This is a genomic window from Marinobacter sp. MA, assembly GCF_048298425.1.
Classification (GTDB): domain Bacteria; phylum Pseudomonadota; class Gammaproteobacteria; order Pseudomonadales; family Oleiphilaceae; genus Marinobacter; species Marinobacter salsuginis.
In genome coordinates, this window is the sequence record NZ_CP103058.1 from 946,241 (window position 1) to 967,383 (window position 21,143).

The following is a 21,143-nucleotide window of genomic DNA, read 5'->3' on the forward strand; positions in this document are numbered from 1 at the left end:
TGGTTAAATGGTATTCAGTCTTATTTTCTGATATTCTCCGGGCAGATTTTTGCCTAGAATATCGCCTTTTTGTGACGGAATTATGTACCGATGATCAGACAACGGACACTTAAAAACACCATCCGTGCCACCGGTGTTGGCTTGCACTCGGGTGAGAAGGTCTATCTGACCCTCAAGCCCGCCCCGGTGGACTCCGGTATCATCTTCCGCCGTACCGATCTGGACCCGATGGTTGAGATTCGTGCTTCTGCGGAAAATGTGGGTGAGACCATGCTGTCCACGACGCTGGTAAAAGACGGTGTCCGTGTGGCGACTGTTGAGCATTTGCTCTCGGCCATGGCTGGTCTCGGGATTGACAACTGTTTCGTCGAGCTTAGCGCCGCGGAAGTGCCCATCATGGACGGCTCTGCCGGTCCGTTTGTGTTTCTTCTGCAATCCGCCGGTATTGCCGAGCAGGATGCGGCCAAGCGTTTTATCCGCATCAAGCGTGAGGTTACGGTTGAGGAAGGCGACAAGAAAGCGACCCTGCTGCCTTTCGAGGGCTTCAAGGTCAGCTTCGGAATCGACTTTGATCACCCGGTGTTCAAAGGCCGCGCCCAGACCGCAACCGTTGATTTTTCCAGCACTTCCTTTGTCAAGGAAGTGAGCCGCGCACGGACCTTCGGGTTCATGCGTGACATCGAAAAATTGCGTGCCATGAACCTCGCCCTTGGTGGCAGTGTGGATAACGCTATCGTTGTGGATGACTACAAGATCCTCAACGAAGACGGTCTGCGCTATGACGATGAATTCGTGAAGCACAAGCTGCTTGATGCCATCGGTGACCTTTATCAGTTGGGTAACAGCCTGATTGGTGAGTTCCGCGGTATCAAATCCGGTCACGATCTGAACAACAAGCTGTTGCGCAAGCTCAGGGCAGAAGAGGATGCCTGGGAAGTGGTTACCTTTGATGATGAGGCCACTGCCCCGATTTCCTACATGAAGCCCGTGCTGGCGGCGGGTTAAAGCCGGACGCTTTAATCCCGGACGTGGCTAGCGAGTTTTTCGAGAACCTCGCGTAATGCTTTATCCTTCGTGTGCCCGGCTTCCTCTTTGAGGAGCCGGGCATTTTCTTTACTCAAGGGCTCCTTCTTGAACACCGGTTTTTCCCGGAATCGTGGTGGCGCAACCTTGACCCTCAGTTTCCAGACGAACCGGAAGAGTTCGTTCTCTCTAAGCTTTTCCATGATCTCGTGCTGGCGGAACCGGATCTGACTGGCCTTCCCGGCGGTTTCGGCTGTCAGAGCCAGTTCGCCGTCATTGCAGCTGACAAAGCGTGTGCCCTTAACCAGATCCTGCGGAAGGGCTGCGAGAACTTCTGCCTCTGCCTGTCGGTGAAGTTCGGCCTTTGCCACTAGATCCTTGAGTACCGGGGTCATGCCCAGCTTGTCGAAGGTCATTTTTTGCTCGCTTTTGCGTTTCATGGCGGCGTTTTTACTCGACGGCTCCGTTTACGATTGGTTACACTTCGGCACGGTTTATGCGTAGTGCCTGTATTACACTCGTTTTACATTGTGATAAATGAGTATGTCTACCGGGCGCTGCAATTTTTTCAGTATGTAGCTGTTGCCAAAGGATGGCAGACCCCCTTCGGATTTTTCCGGGGCGCAACAGTACAGGATGCGGTTGCGGCTCAACGATGAAACCTGATGATGATATGAACATTATTTTCGTTGGCAAACACCACGGAAAATCCCGGGTGTTGTCTATCAACAGTACGCTTGCTGTTGCTCTGCTGTTTCTGGTGCTTTCCCTGCTGGTTGCCGCGGGTTGGGCCGGTTACCAGACGGCGATTGAGCAGGTAGAGGCCAGGGAGCCCACCAACGCCGAACTGGTGGCCGAGTGGCAGCTGAAGCTGGCAGAGCAGAAGGCCGAGTTGGCCAACATTGAAGAGAACGTCCAGCAACAGGTAGATGCATTGACTCTGCGCCTGGGCGAGATTCAGGGCCGGTTATTGCGCCTGGATGCCCTGGGCCAGCGTTTTGTGGAATCCGGCCTGGTGGCCAGCGATGAATTCAACTTCGATCAGCCTGCTGCGGTGGGTGGCCCGGAGGATGCCTTGTCCGGCGATTCCTTCTCCGCGCCCGAGCTGACCCGCATGATCGAGGAGATGGAATGGCGAATCGAAGACCGTGAACAGCAACTTCGTTTGCTCGACCAGTTGGCATCCAGCAAACGGCTTGAGGACGAACTGTACCTTGAAGGTCGCCCGATAACCTGGGGTTGGCTGTCCTCCAAGTACGGCTACCGTTCCGATCCGTTTACCGGCAAGCGTACCTGGCATGCCGGGGTTGATCTGGCCGGTAAGGATGGCAGCGATATTATCTCGGTTGCGGGCGGTGTGGTGACCTATGCCGGCGAGCGCTATGGCTACGGTAACCTTGTTGAAGTCGATCATGGCGATGGTCTGATCACCCGCTATGCTCATTGCAAGACGATCAAAGTGGAAGTGGGTGATGTTGTTCAGAAGGGCCAGGTAGTCGCGCTGATGGGCAGTACCGGGCGTTCCACCGGTCCTCATGTGCATTTTGAAGTCATTCGGAATGGCAAGTCTGAAAACCCGGAAACCTACATCAAGCGTGCCAGCCGCTGATCCGGTCCCGGCGCCGCAGCTTTCACAATCTCTCCGTCAACCGGCTCCGGGCCGGTTTTTATCTGTGAATCCGGTGCCTCACCGGCGACTTCTTGCGCCTGTGTGAGGCCTGCCTTTTGCCCTGTTACAAAATAAGGTTAGAATGCCGGCTTCCTCCGTTTAATCAAAGAAGCAGTGGTCTATGTTCACAAAGCTTGCAACTAAGATGTTCGGCAGTAAAAACGCCAGAGAAATCAAGAGAATGCGTAAATCTGTCATACGCATCAATGAGCTTGAAGAGCAGTATGGCAATCTGTCCGACTCCGAGTTGCAAGGTAAGACCGCGGAGTTCCGTCGCCGGCTTGATGAAGGCGAATCCCTCGACGCCCTGCTGCCTGAAGCCTTCGCGACCGTGCGTGAAGCAGGCCGTCGCGTTATGGGAATGCGCCATTACGACGTCCAGCTGATCGGTGGTATCACCCTGCACGAAGGCCGTATCGCGGAAATGAAAACCGGTGAGGGTAAAACTCTGGTTGCCACTGCTGCGGTGTATCTGAACGCGCTGCCCGGCAAAGGCGTCCACGTGGTTACCGTGAACGATTACCTGGCCCGCCGTGATGCCGAGTGGATGGGTAAGCTCTACCGGTTCCTGGGCATGCAGGTGGGTGTAGTGGCCTCGGGCCAGCCGGCGGAAGAAAAGCGCGCGGCGTATCAGGCGGATATTACCTACGGTACCAACAACGAATTTGGCTTCGACTATCTGCGTGACAACATGGCGTTCAGTACCGAGGACAAGGTCCAGCGCGGGCTGAACTACGCGATCGTGGACGAAGTCGACTCGATACTGATCGATGAGGCCAGAACGCCGCTGATCATCTCGGGTGCGGCTGAGGACAGTTCAAAACTGTACCAGGCCATCAATGAGCTGATTCCGGGCCTGGAAAAAGGTGAGGTGCCTGAAGAGGGTGAGCCTACCGGCGACTTCACCATCGACGAAAAATCCCGCCAGGTGGAATTGACCGAGGGCGGTCACGAGAAAGTTGAAGAATTGCTGCTTGAGCGTGGCCTTCTGAAGGAAGGAGAGAGCCTGTATTCAGCGGCCAACCTCAGCCTGCTGCACCACGTGCACTCGGCACTGCGGGCCCACCATCTGTTCCAGAAAGACGTGGATTACATTGTTCAGGGCGGCCAGGTGGTCATCGTGGACGAGCATACCGGCCGTACCATGCCGGGGCGCCGCTGGAGCGAAGGCCTACATCAGGCGGTTGAGGCCAAAGAAGGCGTCAAGATCCAGGCCGAAAGTCAGACTCTCGCGTCCACGACGTTCCAGAATTATTTCCGGCTTTACGACAAGCTGGCCGGCATGACCGGTACCGCAGACACCGAAGCTTTCGAATTCCGTCAGATCTACGGCCTCGACGTGGTGGTCATTCCGCCCAACAAGCCGATTCAGCGGACTGACTACAACGATCTGGTGTATCTGACTCAGGAAGAGAAATTCCACGCGATCATTGATGAGATCAAGGATGTCACCGCCGAAGGGCGCCCGATCCTCGTGGGTACCGCGTCTATCGAGGCTTCCGAGCTTCTTTCTGTGTTGCTCAAGAAGGCGCGGATCGAACACAAGATCCTGAACGCCAAGCAGCACGAATCCGAAGCCCATATCATTGCCCAGGCGGGCCGGCCGGGCGCAGTCACCATCGCCACCAACATGGCCGGTCGTGGTACCGATATCGTACTCGGCGGTAACTGGGAGCACGAAGTCGCCGCCATGGAGAATCCCTCGGAAGAGGAGGTTGCCCGGGTCAAGGCGGAATGGACCGAGCGCCACAATCAGGTTCTTGAGGCCGGTGGCCTGCACATCATTGGTACCGAGCGTCACGAATCCCGCCGGATTGATAACCAGCTTCGTGGCCGTGCCGGTCGCCAGGGCGATCCCGGTTCCTCACGGTTCTTCCTGTCCCTGGAAGACAACCTCATGCGTATCTTCGCACCTGACCGGGTCAAGAGCCTGATGCAGGCAATGGGCATGAAAAAGGGTGAGGCCATTGAACACCGTATGGTGACCAATGCGATCGAGAAATCCCAGCGCAAGGTCGAAGGCCGCAACTTCGATATGCGGAAGACGCTGCTGGAATACGACGACGTGGCCAACGATCAACGGACGGTTATCTATGACCAGCGTAATGAGGTCATGTCCTCAAACGACATCTCGGACATGGTCAAGACCATCCGGGAAGACGTTGTCGATTCGCTGATCAGTGAATACATCCCGCCCCAGAGCATGCCCGAACAGTGGGACATCACTGGTCTGGAAGCCCAGCTCCAGTCCGAGATGGCCATTGATCTTCCGGTACAGAAGTGGCTGGAAGAAGATAACAAGCTGTATGAGGAAAACCTGCGCCAGAAGATTCTGGACGAGATTGTCGCCGCCTACGAAGCCAAGGAAGAAATCGCCGGCTCAGAGGCCATGCGCAAGTTCGAAAAGCAGGTCTTCCTGCAGGTGTTGGATACCCTCTGGAAAGAGCATCTTTCCAACATGGACCATCTGCGCCGGGGCATCCATCTGCGGGGTTATGCCCAGAAGAACCCCAAGCAGGAGTACAAGCGCGAGGCGTTCAACCTGTTTGAAACCATGCTTGATACCATGAAGCGGGACGTCACCCGCGTACTCTGCCATGTTCGTGTCCAGAGCCGTGAAGAAATGGAAGAAGTCGAGCGCCGTCGCAAGCAGGAACTCGAAGAAGAGCTTGCCAAGGCTCGCCTGCGCCACGATGAGACCAGCGCCACGGCCCAGAGTCAGGGCGAGGGCAACGCCGACGATCCCCGTCCGTCGACCCCCGAAACCTTCGTTCGACAGGAGCGCAAGGTGGGTCGAAATGAACCCTGCCCCTGCGGGTCCGGCAAGAAGTACAAGCAGTGTCATGGCAAGGTCAGCTAATACAGACTACTGACTGCACCATCGGAACCCGCAATCTGCCAGCCACGACTGGTGGACTGCGGGTTTTTTCGTTTCCAGCGGGTTGTGCGGTACTTCGAGCGCAACCCCAGACAAGAGGAGTGGCAGAATGGCGGTAGGTCCGGGAACCTTACCTGAGTTTCACCCGGTGGCGGGGGTTAAGATCGGTATAGCCAGTGCAGGCATCAAGAAGCCGGGACGGAAGGACGTGGTTGTATTTGAGCTGGCCCCGGAAAGCCGGGTTGCCGGGATTTTCACGAAAAACCAGTTCTGCGCGGCACCGGTTACTCTCAGCCGCCGACATCTGGCCGAGACCTCGCCCCGGTATCTGCTGATCAATACCGGTAACGCTAATGCCGGCACCGGTGAGCAGGGCATGCGGGATGCCGTGGCCTGCTGCCAGGCTCTGGCAAACCAGGCGGGCGTTGCCGAAGCGGAGATCCTGCCGTTTTCCACGGGCGTGATTGGCGAGCCGCTGCCGGTGCAGAAGATTGTCGGCGCCCTTCCGGACGCTCTGGCTAACACCGCCGAGAACCGCTGGGCAGAGGCCGCCAGCGGCATCATGACCACGGACACCCGCCCAAAAGGCGCCTCCTGTCAGGTGGAGCTGGACGGTCACACGGTCACCATCTCTGGCATCAGCAAGGGTGCGGGGATGATTCGCCCGAACATGGCGACCATGCTCGGGTTTATTGCCACCGATGCCCGGATTGCGCCAGAGCTGCTGCAGACTCTGGCCTCCGAGCTGGGAGAGAAATCCTTCAACCGGATTACCATTGATGGCGATACCTCCACCAATGATGCCTGCATGCTGATGGCCAGTGGCCAGTATTCCGGCCCCGAGATTACCGCCTCCAGTCCGGCGCTGCCAAAGCTGCGGGAGGCGCTGCAAAAGGTCTACCTGGAACTGGCTCACGCCATCGTCCGTGACGGTGAAGGCGCTACCAAGTTTGTCACCATTGATGTGAGCGGCGCTGCCAGCCAGCAGGAAGCGCTGGATGTGGCATACACCGTGGCACATTCGCCGCTGGTCAAGACGGCGCTGTTCGCCTCGGACCCGAACTGGGGAAGGATCCTCGCGGCAGTCGGGCGCGCCGGTGTCGACGGACTGGACCTTGAGGCCCTGGAAATCTACCTGGGGGATATCTGCCTGGTTCGCAACGGTGGTCGCGCTGACGACTATTCCGAGGCCCGTGGCCAGGCCGTGATGGATCGGGAAGAGATCACCATTGCCATTGACCTCAAGCGGGGAGAGGTAAGGGAGACGGTGTGGACCTGCGACTTCTCCCATGATTACGTCACCATCAACGCCGAGTACCGTACCTGACCATGTCTGACTCTGCGTCTGCGTCGGAAGCCGGGGTGAAAGAAGTTCACGTTGCCGTTGCGGTTATTGTCCGGGATGGACGGGTGCTGATTGCGCGGCGGCCAGACCATGTCCACCAGGGCGGTTTGCTGGAGTTTCCCGGTGGCAAGGTTGAGCCGGGGGAGAGTGTCCAGGCTGCACTGGTGCGTGAGATTGCCGAAGAAACCGGTCTTCGTGTGCCTGAGGATTCCCTGGAGCCTGTCATCGGAATTCGCCACGACTACGGTGACAAGCGAGTTTTTCTGGACGTCTGGGAAACCGGGGCGGCGGAAGGCGAAGCAACAGGGTGCGAGGGGCAACCCGTTGAATGGCTCGCCCCGGATCAGCTACGGGACGAGGATTTCCCGGCCGCCAACCGGCCAATCATTCGTGCTCTGCGGTTACCCCGGCAGCTTGCGATCACTGGCGAAACCGGTGACCTGAAGCCGACGGTTAAACGCCTTGAGATGGGGCTTGAACTCGCGAGGCCGCCCCTGGTGGTGCTCCGGGCCCCGGCCTTGAGCGAGCGGGCGTACCGGCAGCTGGCTGAGGAAGCGGTGTCGGTTTGTGACCGGGCCGGAGTCGCGCTCATGGTTCACGGTGGTCCCGAGATATTCCGTGCGACCCCCGGTGCCCGGGGGCTGCATTTGCCCTGGCGCGAGGCTGCGGCGCTCTCGGCCCGGCCGGTTCCGCAAGAGGTGTGGTTGGGAGTTTCCTGTCATAGCCGGCAGGAAATCGATCATGCAGAGGCTATTGGCGCGGACTACGTGACATTGGGGCCTGTTCAGCCCACGGAAAGTCACCCGGGTGCGCCCACCCTCGGTTGGCCGGCCTTTGCCGAGCTGGTGTCGGAAGCTGCGCTGCCGGTCTTTGCGCTTGGCGGGCTGTCGTCCGGCGATATCCGGGAAGCCCGTCAACGTGGCGGCCAGGGAATAGCCGGCATCAGTTTCTGGTGGCCCCGGAACTGACGCTTGTCAGCGACGCCGGGCCCATCTCTGTTATGCTGTTATTCCTGCATTTTTCACTATCTTGCACAACCGATTCCGGGGGATTCCGTGAGCAAACTGACCCATCTCGATGACAAGGGCGAAGCCCGCATGGTGGACGTAACCGACAAGGCGGCCACTGAGCGGGAGGCGCGCGCTGAAGCCACCATACGCATGGCGCCGGAAACCCTGAATATGATTATTGAGGGTGAGCACCCCAAGGGTGATGTGCTGGCCGTTGCCCGAATTGCCGGCATCATGGCGGCCAAGAAAACCCATGACCTGATTCCCCTGTGTCACGCACTGAACCTGACCTCCGTGAAAGTCGAACTGAACCCGGGCAGCGATGGGGCATCTGTGCATATTCTCACCCGCTGCAAACTGTCCGGTCAGACCGGTGTCGAAATGGAGGCGCTGACAGCAGCAAGTGTTACAGCACTGACGCTTTACGACATGTGCAAGGCCGTAGACCGTGGCATGGAGATCGGTTCGGTGCGTCTATTGGAGAAGAAAGGCGGCCGGAGTGGCCACTGGGTCGCCGATAACGCCTGATCTGGCGAACCGCTGCGCTCGTAAAAGCTGGTTATCAGAACCACTCCGGAGGAGCGACAGTGCCGAGACTACGCCAAGCGGGCGGGCCCGTGCTAGAATGCGCGGCCCGATTGACTGAACCACGAGGAAACACTGTGGCTGTTCGTTACATCCAGACCTGCCGGTTGCCGACCCCGTTCGGGGTGTTTGATATGCACGGCTTTGAAGAACCGGACACCGGAAAGGAACACGTTGCCCTGACTCTGGGCAACCTGGACAGTGACGAACCCATGCTTGCCCGCACACATTCCGAGTGTCTGACTGGCGACGCCCTTTACAGCATGCGTTGTGATTGCGGTTATCAGCTCGAAGAGGCGCTGAGAAGCATTGCCCGGGAAGGCCGGGGTATTCTGATGTATCTGCGTCAGGAAGGGCGGGGCATCGGGTTGCTGAACAAGATCCGCGCCTACCACCTCCAGGATCAGGGTGCAGATACGGTTGAAGCCAATGAACGTCTTGGGTTCGCGGCGGATCTGCGTGACTACAGCATGTGCAAGGATATGCTGGAGCACCTGGGTATCAAGAGCCTGCGGCTGATGACCAACAATCCCCGCAAGGTGAAGGCGTTATCTTCCTACGGTATTGCTATTGCCGAGAGAGTGCCTCTGCATGTGGGCAGAAACCCCCACAATGAACACTATCTCGATACCAAGCAGAGCAAGTTGGGGCACTGGTTGGAGACACACCAAGACGATGATCCCGAGGTGTGACTCGACCCGCTACTGATCTGCTGACGAAAAAGCCCGCGAGTTTCGCGGGCTTTTTGCGTTTTCTGGGCAACTTGCTCGTTTATTTGACGATTTTCAGGCTCTGGTGGCGGAGGGTTTCCATCCGCGTGCGAATGGAAGATTCAATGCCGGTTGCATCCAGTCCGCATTCGGCCAGCAGTTCTCCATGCTTGCCATGGTCCATAAAGGTGTCCGGCAGGCCCAGTTGAAGAATCGGCATGGACACCAGCCGGCTGTTCAGGAACTCGGTTACAGCGCTGCCCGCGCCACCGGCAATGGCGTTCTCTTCCAGCGTCACCAGCAGTTCATGCTGCTCGGCCAGTTCCAGAACCAGTTCTTCATCGAGGGGCTTTACGAAGCGCATGTCGGCAACTGTTGCACCAATTGCCTCCGCCGCCTCCAGCGCCGGGGCCAGCAGGGTGCCAAAGTTCAGGATGGCAACTCCTCTGCCGCTGAGAAGCTTGCGGCCCTTGCCAATCTCCAGAGGGGTCAATTCCTGCTGTATTTCGGCGCCGGGCCCGGTACCGCGGGGATAGCGCACTGACGCCGGCCCCTCGTAAAGCATGCCCGTCTGGAGCATCTGGCGGGTTTCATTCTCGTCCGATGGTGTCATCACCACCATGTTGGGCACGCAGCGCAGGTAGCTGATATCAAAGGCGCCGGCATGGGTCGGGCCGTCCTCTCCAACCAGCCCTGCGCGATCAATAGCGAACAGGACATCGAGGTTCTGTATGGCGACATCGTGGATCAACTGGTCGTAAGCCCGCTGCAGGAACGTCGAGTAAATGGCGACAACCGGCTTGGCGCCATCGCAGGCCAGGCCCGCGGCTAAAGTGACGGCGTGCTGCTCGGCAATGGCGACATCGAAATAGCGTTCCGGGAAGCGCTGTGAGAATGCCAGCAGATCCGACCCTTCGCACATGGCAGGGGTGATGCCGACCACGCGCTCATCCTGCTCGGCGGAGTCGCAGAGCCACTGGCCGAACACGTTGGCATACTTGGGCTTCTTCGGTGTCGGCTTGACCGGTTCGGGCTTGCTCGGTGGCACCGGTTCAATCTTGTTGATGGCGTGGTAGCCAATCGGGTCGGCCTCGGCAGGCGCAAAGCCTTTGCCCTTGGTGGTTACCACGTGGAGGAACTGCGGGCCTTCAAGTTCGCGGATGTTCTCCAGGGTATCCACCAGCAGGGGCAGATCATGACCGTCGATAGGGCCGATGTAGTTGAACCCCAGTTCCTCGAACAGCGTTCCCGGGGCAATCATGCCCTTGAAGTGTTCCTCGGTCTTCTTGGCCAGCGCCATCAGGTGTGGCGCTCCCTGCAAAACTTTCTTGCTGCCGTCGCGGACCTGGTTGTAGGTGCGACTGGACAACAGTTTGGCAAAGTAATTGGACAGGCCCCCCACATTGCGGGAGATCGACATGTCGTTGTCGTTGAGAATAACCAGCATGTCGGCGTGCAGGTGACCGGCGTGATTCAGGGCCTCGAACGCCATACCGGCGGTCATGGCGCCGTCACCAATAACGGCAATACTCTTGCGGCCGGACTTTTGCAGACGCGCGGCGATGGCCATGCCCAGTGCTGCGCTGATGGAAGTGCTCGAGTGGCCAACGCCAAAGGTGTCGTATTCGCTTTCGGCCCGTTTAGGGAAGCCGGCCAGCCCGCCTTTGCGCCGGATGCTGCCCATTGATTCCTTCCGGCCAGTCAGAATCTTGTGGGGATAGGCCTGATGGCCGACGTCCCAGACCAGACGGTCGCTGGGCGTATCAAAGACGTAGTGAAGGGCAACGGTAAGCTCAAGCACGCCGAGGCCCGCGCCGAAATGGCCGCCGGTCTGGCCCACTGACCATAACAGAAATGCCCTGAGCTCCCGGGCGAGCAGGGTCAACTGCTCCGGGGCCAGCTCTCTCAGCTGGGCCGGTTCATCAATCCGGTCCAACAGAGGCGTGTTGGGCCGCTGCGACGGGATTTCCTTGAAAATATAAGTGTCCTGCATCTGCTCGGGTCTTTTCCGGTACGTTCAGTAACTGACTGGCATTATAAGGGAACAGGGGAAGCTGTTTCACACAAAGCGGGCCAGTTGTTACGAAAATATTTACGGCCAGTGTGCGCCTTCGGGGCGCCGGGGTTCAATGGGTTCTTGCCACCACGTAATCGGCCATGGCCCTGAGGGGGTCGGCTTCGGCGCCGAAATCCTTCAGGCTTTGCTGGGCCTGTTCAAGCAGATCTGCCAGATGCTCCCGGGCGCCGGCGACGCCCAATAGAGCGGGGTAGGTGGGCTTGGCTCGGGCCGCGTCCGAACCCTGGGGCTTGCCAATGACCGTTGTGTCGCCTTCTATGTCCAGCAGGTCGTCCTGAACCTGGAAGGCCAGGCCCAATGCCTTGGCGTACTTTGTCAAGGAGGCCAGAGCCTGCTCGCTGACAGAGGGTGCGGTCAGGGCGCCAATCCGCACGCTGGTCTCGATCAGGGCGCCAGTCTTGTGCCGGTGCATGGTTTCGAGCTGGGCCAGTGCCAGGGTCTTGCCAACGGATTCAAGATCGATGGCCTGGCCACCAACCATTCCACCGTGGCCGCTGGCCCGGGCCAATTCCCGCACCATAATCAGCCGCACGGATTCTGGCAGTCCCGGAGCTTCGGCCAGCCAGCCGAATGCCAGCGCCTGCAGGGCATCTCCGGCCAGTATGGCTGTGGCTTCGTCGAAGGCTATGTGGGTGGTGGGCCGCCCGCGGCGCAATTCGTCATCATCCATGGCCGGCAGGTCATCGTGGATCAGTGAATAGGCATGGATCAGTTCCACCGCGCAGGCCGGGATCAGGGCCTCGTCGCCGGTCTGTCCCAGTGCCTTTGCCGCAGCAAGGCAAAGGGCTGGCCGGATCCGCTTGCCGCCGCCCAGTACGCTGTAGCGCATGGCTTCCTGCAATCGGCCGGAGGCGGAATAACGGGTGATGCAACGGTCCAGTTCCGCATCGACGCGGGCCCGGCAGGTTTCCAGAAAATTAGAGGCAAGCGGGTTTGGTCCGGGCATCAGTCAGCATCATCCGGAGAAAACGGGCGGGTTTCGAGGGTGCCGTCGCTTTTCTGGACCAGCTGTTCAACCCGTTGCTCGGCGCTCTTCAGCGCCTGCTGGCATTCACGGGTCAGCTTTACACCTCGCTCAAACGCCGTGAGGGACTGTTCCAGAGACAGCTCGCCCTGTTCCAGATCGCGAACCAGCCTTTCCAGCTCATCCAGAGATTTCTCAAAATCGGCAATCGATGTGGCGCCTTGTTCACCGGCCATCAGGGGCCCTCCGATCGGGTGGCAGAATTTCGCGGATTATACCAGAGCCTGATCGCTATCGCTGCCAATGGAAGTGACGTCGTTCACCGGGTTCGGCGTCCGGGCCCCAGCTCTGTTCGGTCACCTGGATTTCGCCCCCTGCAGAGACGGTCACCACGGTGGTTGCCCGGGTGCCATAATCGGTCCCGACGATAAAGGGCGATGACAGGAAACGCTCGGTCCCCAGTCCAACACCGGTGTCGGGCAGCAGATGGTCCGGTGCCGGCGTGCTGTCCTGAAGCAGGGGAATCAGGTCGTTGTGCAGCTTTTCCGCGTTCTGGCCGGCGGCGCCAATGATCTCGCCTGCAGACTCGCGCAAACGCAGAAGTTTGGGCCAGGGTGTCTGCAGGAGGTGGTTGCTCAGGCCATAGACCCCACGGTGGACATGCCGACCGGGGTCTGCATCCCGATTACTGAAATACCAGCCGCTTTCAGTGGTAAGGCGCACTAGGTTGAAGCCGGAAAACTGGTCGGCCTTATCGAGCAGATAGCCCTCAAGCTGCTCCCGCGACTCGGTCAGAGCCCGCAAAGGCAGTTCGCCCCGGCTGATTCGACCGGTTTCCGGTGTGCCTTCGCGAACGTTGGTCACAGCACTGACCTCGCCTTTGGCATTTATCGCAAGCCAGGTGCCCCCGGAAAGCAGGTCGCGGCCGGCAAGTACCCGGGTGCCGGAGTCCGTGGTCCACCAGTTCATGGCGGCCGTCGGGCGACGGAAGAATTCATCCCGATTGGCCGCGACTACCAGCGGAAAATGAGGGTTCTGGCCAAGGGCAAAGGCGATCAGGCACATGGTGGCGGATGGCGCTCCCGGAGTTAATGAAGTTGACTCTTGCGCTGTGTATCATACCAGCCTTGGTTTTCCCGGGTGTGCCTCTAACTATGACCCTGTTTTATGTAATTGCATCGTATCTTGCCCTTGGAGCCCTGGCGGGCACCGTAGCGGGCCTGTTCGGCATTGGTGGCGGGCTGATCATCGTGCCTGTGCTGATGTTCAGTTTTGGTCTGCAGGGAATCAATCCGGACATTATTCCCCATCTAGCCGTCGGTACCTCGCTGGCAACCATCGTTTTCACTTCGGTCAGCTCTATCCGATCCCATAACAAGCATGGGGCCGTGCGCTGGGACCTGTTCCGACCCATGACCGTGGGAATCGTGGCCGGGGCTCTGGTTGGCGCCTGGACAGCATCCCTGTTGAGCGGGCGCGCCCTGGAACTGGTGATCGGTATTTTCGTAATCCTGGTGGGTCTCAAGATGTTTTTCCAAGTCGATCCCAAACCCGGTCGCGATGTCCCCGGCGTCGCCGGTCTGGGCGTTGCCGGCGGCGGCATCGGCTGGGCCTCTGCGATTTTCGGAATAGGTGGTGGAACCCTTACGGTTCCCTATCTGAGCTGGTGCAACGTGCGGATGCAGCAGGCTGTGGGAACATCGGCGGCCTGTGGCCTGCCGATTGCCATCGCCGGTGCCCTGGGTAACATCTGGACCGGATGGAGCAACCCCGCATTGCCGGAGCTGAGTGCCGGATTCATTTATCTGCCGGCCTTGATCGGTATCATTCTCACCAGCGTTTTCTTTGCCCGGGTGGGTGCCAATCTGGCCCATCGGCTGAATGCCCGGATTCTCAAGCGCACTTTCTCCATCATGCTCCTGCTGGTGGGGCTCCGTTTTCTCCTGAGCTGAGAGGTAGTTGATGCTGCAGCATCCCCAGATTGATCCGGTGGCGATTGCTATCGGTCCCTTCAAGATCCACTGGTATGGTCTGACCTATCTGTTCGGCTTTGTGGCCGGTTGGTGGCTCGGGCGCATACGCACCCGCAAGCCCTGGTCGCCCATCAATGAAGAGCAGATGGGTGATCTGCTGTTTTACCTGGCCCTCGGGGTGATCCTGGGCGGGCGATTCGGATATGTCCTGTTCTACAACTTTGATGCCTTCCTGGCTGACCCGCTGTGGCTACTCCGTGTCTGGGAAGGCGGCATGTCTTTCCATGGTGGTCTGCTGGGCGTGATGCTTGCCATGTGGTGGTATGGCCGCAAGGTGGGTAGTGGTTTCTGGCGCATGGCTGATTTTGTAGCGCCGCTGGTACCCCTGGGTCTTGGCGCAGGGCGGATCGGAAACTTCATCAACGGCGAGCTGTGGGGCAAGCCTACGGATGTTGCCTGGGGCATGGTATTTCGGACGGCGCCGGATTCGCTCGCCAGACATCCCTCCCAGCTTTATCAGTTTGCCCTCGAAGGTGTCGCCCTGTTCGTCATCCTGTGGTGGTTCTCATCGAAGCAGCGGCCGACCATGGCGGTGTCCGGTCTGTTCCTGGTCTGCTACGGCGTATTCCGGTTCCTGGTGGAATTCGTGCGCCAGCCGGATCCGCAACTGGGCTACCTTGCTTTTGACTGGCTAACCATGGGACAGGTACTGTCCTTCCCGATGATCGTTGCCGGCGCCGCCCTGATGTTTATTGCCTACCGGAGACAAGCCCGATGAAAGCCTATCTGGACCTGATGCAAGACGTTGTTGATAACGGATTCGACAAGGGGGATCGTACCGGTGTCGGCACCCGGTCGGTGTTCGGCCGCCAGATCCGTTTCAACCTGCAGGAAGGCTTTCCCCTGGTGACCACCAAGAAGGTCCACCTGCGCAGCATTATTTATGAATTGCTCTGGTTTCTCCGGGGCTCCACCGACAACACCTGGCTGCAGGAGCGGAAGGTCTCCATCTGGAACGAGTGGGCACTGGAGAATGGTGACCTAGGGCCCATCTACGGCAAACAGTGGCGTAGCTGGCAGTGCCCGAATGGCGAGGTGGTCGACCAGATCAGCGAAGTGATCGAACAGATCCGCACCAAGCCCAATTCCCGCCGCCTGATTGTCTCCGCCTGGAACCCGGCGGAACTGCCAGACGAATCCATTGGTCCCCAGGACAACGTTCGCGAGGGCCGCATGGCCCTGGCGCCCTGTCACTGCCTGTTCCAGTTCTACGTGGCCGACGGCAGGCTTTCCTGCCAGCTCTACCAGCGCAGCGCCGACCTGTTCCTGGGGGTGCCGTTCAATATTGCCTCCTACGCTCTGCTCACGCACATGATTGCCCAGCAGTGCGATCTGGAGGTTGGCGAGTTCGTGCATACCTTCGGCGACTGTCACATCCATAAAGAACCAGAAAAGGCATCACTGCATTGAAATTTTTGGATTAAACGAGTTTTTTGAGCATCACTGAAGAAAAAGCCCCACCCTTGAAAACCAACACTGCACAACTAGCTCCTAGTGACGAAGGTTAAGCCCCAGCAAGGATCGTGACGTCCAATCAACGGAGACACTAATTTGTCGCGACGTACGGATTTAAAGCGTAAACATCATCATGTTTGGGCCCATTACTTGCGAAACTGGCAAGGCGACAATCTGCCCAAAGGAAATCTATTCCAGCTTACTAAGAAGGGGCGCATAAACGCGACTAGTTCAAAGGGCGTGGCTTGTGAACAGGATTTTTATAAAGTTAATGCCTTAAGTGCAGACGATCTCAGATTTCTAAAGAAACTCGCCAATCATCCTGATAATTCAACCTTACGGGAGATCAATCAATCATTCGTTCAGGATATGAGCGTGTTGTCATTCGCTTCTGATTTTTACAAGACAACTATCTCACAACGTCGAAGAAACGAGTTGAAACGAATTTGTGCGAACGCAATTGAGGAGCTGCACTCGGGTTATGAGGATGCAGTACGTGACGAGTTAGATAGGTTGGCGCGTGGAGATGTTTCCGTGCTTTCACCTCGTGCAAGTCCTGAATTATGTGGTTATCTCGGTTTGCAGATCACTCGCACTAAGGCTTTCAAAGAGCGAGCGCTAGCTAGTGAAGATGGTCTAAAAACTGGTGGCTATAGCCTTAACCTTCCTCGACTCTGGTGGGCTCTGCACATAGTGTTAGGGAATAATATTGGTGCCAGTCTGTTCTTGGATGAGACAAATTTCTGTTTGCTGAAAAATGAGTCAAGTGAGGCTTTTTTGACCTCAGACCAACCCATAGTAAATATCCATCATATGCCAAGCAAAGGTTTTACTATTCTCTATCCACTTTCTCCGAGGCTCGCTTTACAGGGTGGGGATGGCATAAGCGACGACCGCAAGAGAACGGTTTCGAATGCTGGCGAAATCGAGATGTTGAATCGAGCAATCGTGAGAATGGCTTACAAAGAGGTGTTCGCTGATAACGAAATGATTTTAAAGAAGTATCGTGGCTTTTTTATGAATCAGAAAGTCATTTGAGGAAATTACATAAAACGGTAAATAGGATTCAAGGTTCCGGTCGTTCGATTTTCGGCCTACACAGCTACTTGGTCTTGGTATACAACCTGGGCACTACCGTCCATACCATCTCGTGACAAATAGCCGATCCACCACGTTGAAAGGGTGATTGCGGAATTGCTCTCCGATCAAGAAGAGACTTCCTCCCTCTGGTTTCTCAACTCTGGTGACCAGCTTTGCAGATCTTAATGCATAAACCTGCATAAAAATCATCCAAAATAACTCCCGATTTGGAGGCATAACCTTCTCACTCGAACGGGATGAAAATTCCTCCCGTAATCCGTGGAATGTGAACACTCCATTCGGTGACTCGATCAAGATTTCATAGAGAATCCTGTCGATAGTGAAAGCTTTGCGCGACATTATTTGACCCATAATTAATGAGAATTTTTTGCATTAAATGGGTATTATATGCCGTGGCACAATAAACTCAAGCACGGAATAACTCTGCCTCCACGTAGGTGGCAACGATATGCAATATCAAAAGAAGATTCGGTGAAAATCCAAGGGCTGTTCGGAAAGTTAGAGGATTTTCCCAAGAGCATCTTGCTCGTCACCCAGGCACCGATAGAAGCTCAAGATGGGATCACCGAACGCTTACATTAGTTCTAATCTTGATTGAGGTAACCGTCCGGCCATCACAGCTTGTGAGGATCAGGAGCCGGATTTTTTCAACTCCGGGTGGACCTAATACGGGTCAGGGTCAGATGCGTGGATTGCTAAGCTTAAAACGGTTAAACCAGAGGGGAGCGCAGGTCAAATAGTTACATAAAGAATCGATAATCGTATACATCATCGACGATATCTGGCGTGCCCTTTACTACGTTGGCAAAACGTTGCGAGTAGACCAAAGTTGCTGGCAGTGATTTATATAACGTATTGTTATTCCAGTCGCATTTTGTAAGCGAAAATACGCTCGAACAGGTGTCATGCCAACCACCGGATCCGGACCAACGTCTAAGCATGATAGGAGTAGGCGTGGGTTTGAAAACAGCCTCTTTAAAAACTGGGCGGCGAGCGTCTTGGACGTTTACTCCAAACACGCTGCCTTGGGTCCAAAGCAGACATTCATTCTCAGTGAGTGGAAGATAGCTGCCTCGTTCAAGTGGATATGGCGCAGGCATGGCCTTCTCGCCTTTTCGTCGCGGAGGGTCAACCTTAAGCCCATGCCAACTTATTCCACGAATAATCTGTATAAGCTCGACCTCAGTGTTTGAGCCAAAAGCATCTAGTGCTCCCTGGACTTCCTCTTCGGTAAATGGGGTTGATTTGTGGACGTAAATTTTTCGCGGCACATGCGCATAGTGACCATTCTGGTATAGCAACAGACTTCGCGAAAGTACTGACATCATTTCCTGGTAAGTTAAATAGGGATTACCTTTCTTATCTTTTTCGAACTCGCGCGTGTCGTAAGCAACAAATTCAAAACCCGTGCCATCAGGATCAAAGATCTGGCTGCAACAGGTGCTGTATTCTGCACCATCGCCACTCTTTCGCATTGCATAGCTAAGTCCAATGTAAGCCTCGTCACGATCAATATTGGCAAGCTTCCATGGAATACCGCCTGCCTTCGCGTAAAGTGCGACCGTAATACCCCACATCGTCTGAGCGCGGCAGATTCTGGAGAATACCATGTCGGTTACGATTTGCACCGGGATGTTGAATGGCGCAATCAGCGCCTTCAGCCGGTCGTGAAGGTTAAAACCCTCGTAGGCGAAAGCATTGCGCCACTCCGGTGGAAGATAAATTACAAGCACATCGAAAGAATGCCGCTTGGTCCTCGCGGCAGCGATAGCGTGGACCAGCATACTCACGAGCCCCTCGCCGTCTTGTAGTTGCGCAAGGCGTGCGCATTCATCAGGCGGAGAGAACTTCAGTAAATCATTCGGCGGTACTATTGGAACACCAAAGACCTGCTGAAATCCCGGATACTCCATATAGTAATTCGCCGCTTCTCTTACTTGGGCCCTTCGCTGCATCTCGCTTACCAAGGATTCTATTTGGTTCATGCGATTGGGGGGCGCAAGATAAGCAAGGCGTACTTGTGTCGGGAAGCCAAGATCATGACTGAACGGCCCATGCATCAGGAGTCCGCGAAGCGGATGTACATCTGTCTTCTTGCTCGCAAATAAGAGAGTTGGCTCCGGAATTACCCCGTGCGCCGATAGGTCATAGTTCCGTTTACCACTCATATTGTTCCCCTTCTGCTGAAGGCCGTGCGAGTGGATACAGTAAAAGATGCCGGGAAATCAGTCCCGGTTCCATAACCGATGGTCACCGGTGCGCCCTGGCCGATTGATCCAATGAGAATTTCAATCCAAGCGTTCAGAATTTCGTAGAATTGCTTGTTATACCGATTCTTTCTTCGCTTTCGAAGAAAGTCTTGAGCTTTTTCGCGATTACTGAGTGGTTTGACCCAGATGTCAGGCTCAAGTAGGAGCCACAACACGCCTGCACGAGCTTCTAGCCGAAGCCGTACACACTCCGACCACACAGTCTCAGGAATCCCCGTTATAGATCCACAAATTTGCCCAAGATCCCCCCGATAACCAACAGCTTTTCTGAGTGCGATAAACCTCTCATCTTTATCTTTCCGGTAGTCGACCACGGCATAAAAGGATCTGCCTTTTTTCCGTAAAAGGAGGGGTTTATCGTCGCAAAGCGCTTCTGCTATACCATGTTCAAAAAGAGACTTAAGATTTGAGGACTCCGCGATTTCAGCAACCGGTCCGACGAACTCAAGAGTGCTGACATTAGGATTTATCAGACCCCCTAGGCCGTTTGAAATCTCTTTAGAATCCCCCCAAAAAACGACTCCCTCCCGATAGGGAGTGGCAACCTTTTCCCTTGCTTCGCGTAAAGCAGAAAATATATCTGAGGCTGGGGTACCTTCAGTAGAAAACACTCCACACTGTCGAGGCGCATCTATAATTTCCAGTGCATTTGTTCGAATAAGTGGGAAAGATTTGCCGGGCTCAGGGATAGGTATCGAAACGGGAGTTGCCTTTCCAGAACGTACTTTGTCATCCAACGCACGCGTTTTATCCGGAATCTGTCTCCAAATTTTTTGGAGCATCACGTCGAACGTACCAGTTTCAACGATGTGGGCTGAAATGCCCATGCCTTGCGCTTTCTCAAGAAACGCAACGACAGTAGACGAAATCCCCCCAATGTTCGGAACTGTCCACCATATACCGTGAGGGAATGGATTAGGCTGGGCCAAAGCTTCGTCCAACATTGCCATAACGTTGCTATCCCGACCGCTATAACCTGCGATAATCAGACCATAGCGTCCAGCCGCAGCAACAAAACATTTCTTAATCTGTTCGTCGTTAGAAAGTAGGTCTTTAGACAGGTTCTTAAGTTTCTGGTATCGAAAGTCCCCATGAATCTTTGCGTACAATGGGAAACGTTCGGTATTGAGCGCCTCAAGCGCGGCATAAGACCCTTCAAGATTAAAAGAAGTTAAATTCTTGGCTGCCACGGCGGCATATGCATCTTCAAGGACATCATCAAAGTTTGTGGTAAAAACAATACGCGAGCGGCCCATTTCTAGAAGTGAAGCGAGCACACGAGGTCCAATCGTCAACGTGACTTTGTCGGGAGACAATCGGTCTTGGATGTAAGTTTGCTGCGCCGTGTAGTCAGCCCCGAACATTAATTCAAAATAGTAGGAATACTCCTCGTTACTCCAGAGTTCGGGACAGCCTTTTGCATCGAAGTAGTTTTGAATCCGCGCCTTGATGGCGTGATTGTTGAGCTTATGGGCCTGAAGGTCCTGATTCTCCTGAGAACAGTAATATTGGCGTTTTAACTCCCAAATCAGATCTACAGCGGTAGGTAAACCAGACGAACGTGAGGTTCCCGCTCCCAAAAACCACATAAGACGTGGTGAATTTTGAACGAAGAAGCGCAAGAACTCCTTTTCAGGGGTCTGTAGATGTGCGTTGCTCAAACTGCCCGGTCCCTCCGACTCACTGTGCGTCCTATTTTTCAGTGATGACTCAACAAATCTCCTCAATGTTGCGGAAATCTGGCTGCTTCAGGTCTAATGCTTCTGGCATGGCCTCTAACTTACTGCACAGTTAAAAACAAAAGGTTAGCCCACGATTAGTACCTATTCCACTGGCAGCCTAGCATAGGGGGGGGAATCTACTGTTCTGATCAGTCACAATAAGCTACGACATTTGCAACCATTGGGCCCTGATTTGCCTGCCCTAGGAGACGCTTCCAGGCAGGACAACCCGGCGGTAAAACCTCTTGGCTCTGGGTTTGAACAGCTAGAGACTTCCTTTCGCAATCCATCGAGAGTGAACA

The 21,143-nt window shown here is 55.9% G+C and carries 17 protein-coding genes and 1 pseudogene; 11 read left to right on the top strand and 7 right to left on the bottom strand.

Annotation, left to right across the window (positions count from 1 at the left end; genetic code table 11):
- Positions 1-90: 90 nt before the first annotated feature.
- Positions 91-1,005, top strand: a complete 915-nt coding sequence (gene lpxC / locus NUW46_RS04345) for a UDP-3-O-acyl-N-acetylglucosamine deacetylase (protein WP_136631481.1) — start codon at positions 91-93, stop codon at positions 1,003-1,005.
- A gap of 11 nt (positions 1,006-1,016) precedes the next feature.
- Here the strand turns inward: lpxC and NUW46_RS04350 are convergent, their stop codons facing one another.
- Complete coding sequence (locus NUW46_RS04350) at positions 1,017-1,463, bottom strand: DciA family protein (protein ID WP_418141447.1); 447 nt, start codon at positions 1,461-1,463, stop codon at positions 1,017-1,019.
- 215 nt (positions 1,464-1,678) lie between these two features.
- On the opposite strand from NUW46_RS04350, the gene NUW46_RS04355 reads away from it, so the two are divergent.
- The 6 genes from NUW46_RS04355 (at position 1,679) to ribA (ending at position 9,202) form a co-directional block, all read left to right on the top strand.
- The gene (locus tag NUW46_RS04355) at positions 1,679-2,632 is read left to right on the top strand and encodes a M23 family metallopeptidase (protein WP_222466196.1); all 954 of its coding nucleotides are present in this window, start codon (positions 1,679-1,681) and stop codon (positions 2,630-2,632) included.
- A gap of 181 nt (positions 2,633-2,813) precedes the next feature.
- Entirely contained in the window at positions 2,814-5,552 is a 2,739-nt protein-coding gene (secA, locus tag NUW46_RS04360) for a preprotein translocase subunit SecA (RefSeq protein ID WP_418141448.1), read from the top strand.
- A 127-nt stretch (positions 5,553-5,679) separates the two neighbouring features.
- Positions 5,680-6,897, top strand: coding sequence for a bifunctional glutamate N-acetyltransferase/amino-acid acetyltransferase ArgJ (argJ, locus tag NUW46_RS04365; RefSeq protein ID WP_418141449.1), 1,218 nt, complete (start codon positions 5,680-5,682; stop codon positions 6,895-6,897).
- 2 nt (positions 6,898-6,899) lie between these two features.
- Positions 6,900-7,883, top strand: coding sequence for a Nudix family hydrolase (locus NUW46_RS04370; RefSeq protein WP_418141450.1), 984 nt, complete (start codon positions 6,900-6,902; stop codon positions 7,881-7,883).
- Between the two features lie 87 nt (positions 7,884-7,970).
- Complete coding sequence (moaC, locus tag NUW46_RS04375) at positions 7,971-8,453, top strand: cyclic pyranopterin monophosphate synthase MoaC (RefSeq protein ID WP_153634599.1); 483 nt, start codon at positions 7,971-7,973, stop codon at positions 8,451-8,453.
- Between the two features lie 134 nt (positions 8,454-8,587).
- Positions 8,588-9,202, top strand: a complete 615-nt coding sequence (gene ribA / locus NUW46_RS04380) for a GTP cyclohydrolase II (RefSeq protein ID WP_418141451.1) — start codon at positions 8,588-8,590, stop codon at positions 9,200-9,202.
- 79 nt (positions 9,203-9,281) lie between these two features.
- Here the strand turns inward: ribA and dxs are convergent, their stop codons facing one another.
- The 4 genes from dxs to NUW46_RS04400 form a co-directional block, all read right to left on the bottom strand.
- On the bottom strand, positions 9,282-11,213 hold the full coding sequence (gene dxs, locus NUW46_RS04385; protein WP_418141452.1) for a 1-deoxy-D-xylulose-5-phosphate synthase: 1,932 nt from the start codon (positions 11,211-11,213) through the stop codon (positions 9,282-9,284).
- Positions 11,214-11,346: 133 nt separating this feature from the next.
- The gene (gene ispA, locus NUW46_RS04390; protein WP_418141454.1) at positions 11,347-12,243 is read right to left on the bottom strand and encodes a (2E,6E)-farnesyl diphosphate synthase; all 897 of its coding nucleotides are present in this window, start codon (positions 12,241-12,243) and stop codon (positions 11,347-11,349) included.
- Positions 12,243-12,497, bottom strand: a complete 255-nt coding sequence (locus NUW46_RS04395; RefSeq protein ID WP_418141455.1) for an exodeoxyribonuclease VII small subunit — start codon at positions 12,495-12,497, stop codon at positions 12,243-12,245. Before NUW46_RS04395 ends, ispA begins: the two co-directional genes overlap by 1 nt.
- 55 nt (positions 12,498-12,552) lie before the next feature.
- A complete protein-coding gene (locus NUW46_RS04400; RefSeq protein ID WP_418141456.1) occupies positions 12,553-13,326 on the bottom strand; it encodes an NRDE family protein in 774 nt (257 codons plus the stop codon).
- Positions 13,327-13,415: 89 nt separating this feature from the next.
- Here NUW46_RS04400 and NUW46_RS04405 point away from each other — a divergent pair, with 89 nt between their 5' ends.
- The 4 genes and pseudogenes from NUW46_RS04405 (at position 13,416) to NUW46_RS04420 (ending at position 16,787) form a co-directional block, all read left to right on the top strand.
- A complete protein-coding gene (locus NUW46_RS04405) occupies positions 13,416-14,213 on the top strand; it encodes a sulfite exporter TauE/SafE family protein (protein WP_069183981.1) in 798 nt (265 codons plus the stop codon).
- A 10-nt stretch (positions 14,214-14,223) separates the two neighbouring features.
- Positions 14,224-15,012, top strand: coding sequence for a prolipoprotein diacylglyceryl transferase (gene lgt / locus NUW46_RS04410; protein WP_222466204.1), 789 nt, complete (start codon positions 14,224-14,226; stop codon positions 15,010-15,012).
- A pseudogene (locus NUW46_RS04415) lies at positions 15,009-15,674 on the top strand (thymidylate synthase); the annotation flags it as partial. The gene lgt and the pseudogene NUW46_RS04415, both read left to right, overlap by 4 nt.
- A gap of 171 nt (positions 15,675-15,845) precedes the next feature.
- On the top strand, positions 15,846-16,787 hold the full coding sequence (locus NUW46_RS04420; RefSeq protein ID WP_418141457.1) for a DUF4238 domain-containing protein: 942 nt from the start codon (positions 15,846-15,848) through the stop codon (positions 16,785-16,787).
- An 803-nt stretch (positions 16,788-17,590) separates the two neighbouring features.
- Here the strand turns inward: NUW46_RS04420 and NUW46_RS04425 are convergent.
- Together NUW46_RS04425 and NUW46_RS04430 are read right to left on the bottom strand one after the other, a co-directional pair.
- On the bottom strand, positions 17,591-19,018 hold the full coding sequence (locus tag NUW46_RS04425) for an argonaute/piwi family protein (protein WP_418141458.1): 1,428 nt from the start codon (positions 19,016-19,018) through the stop codon (positions 17,591-17,593).
- A complete protein-coding gene (locus NUW46_RS04430; protein WP_418141459.1) occupies positions 19,015-20,781 on the bottom strand; it encodes an SIR2 family NAD-dependent protein deacylase in 1,767 nt (588 codons plus the stop codon). The genes NUW46_RS04425 and NUW46_RS04430 overlap by 4 nt, the downstream gene beginning before the upstream one ends.
- Positions 20,782-21,143: the final 362 nt, after the last annotated feature.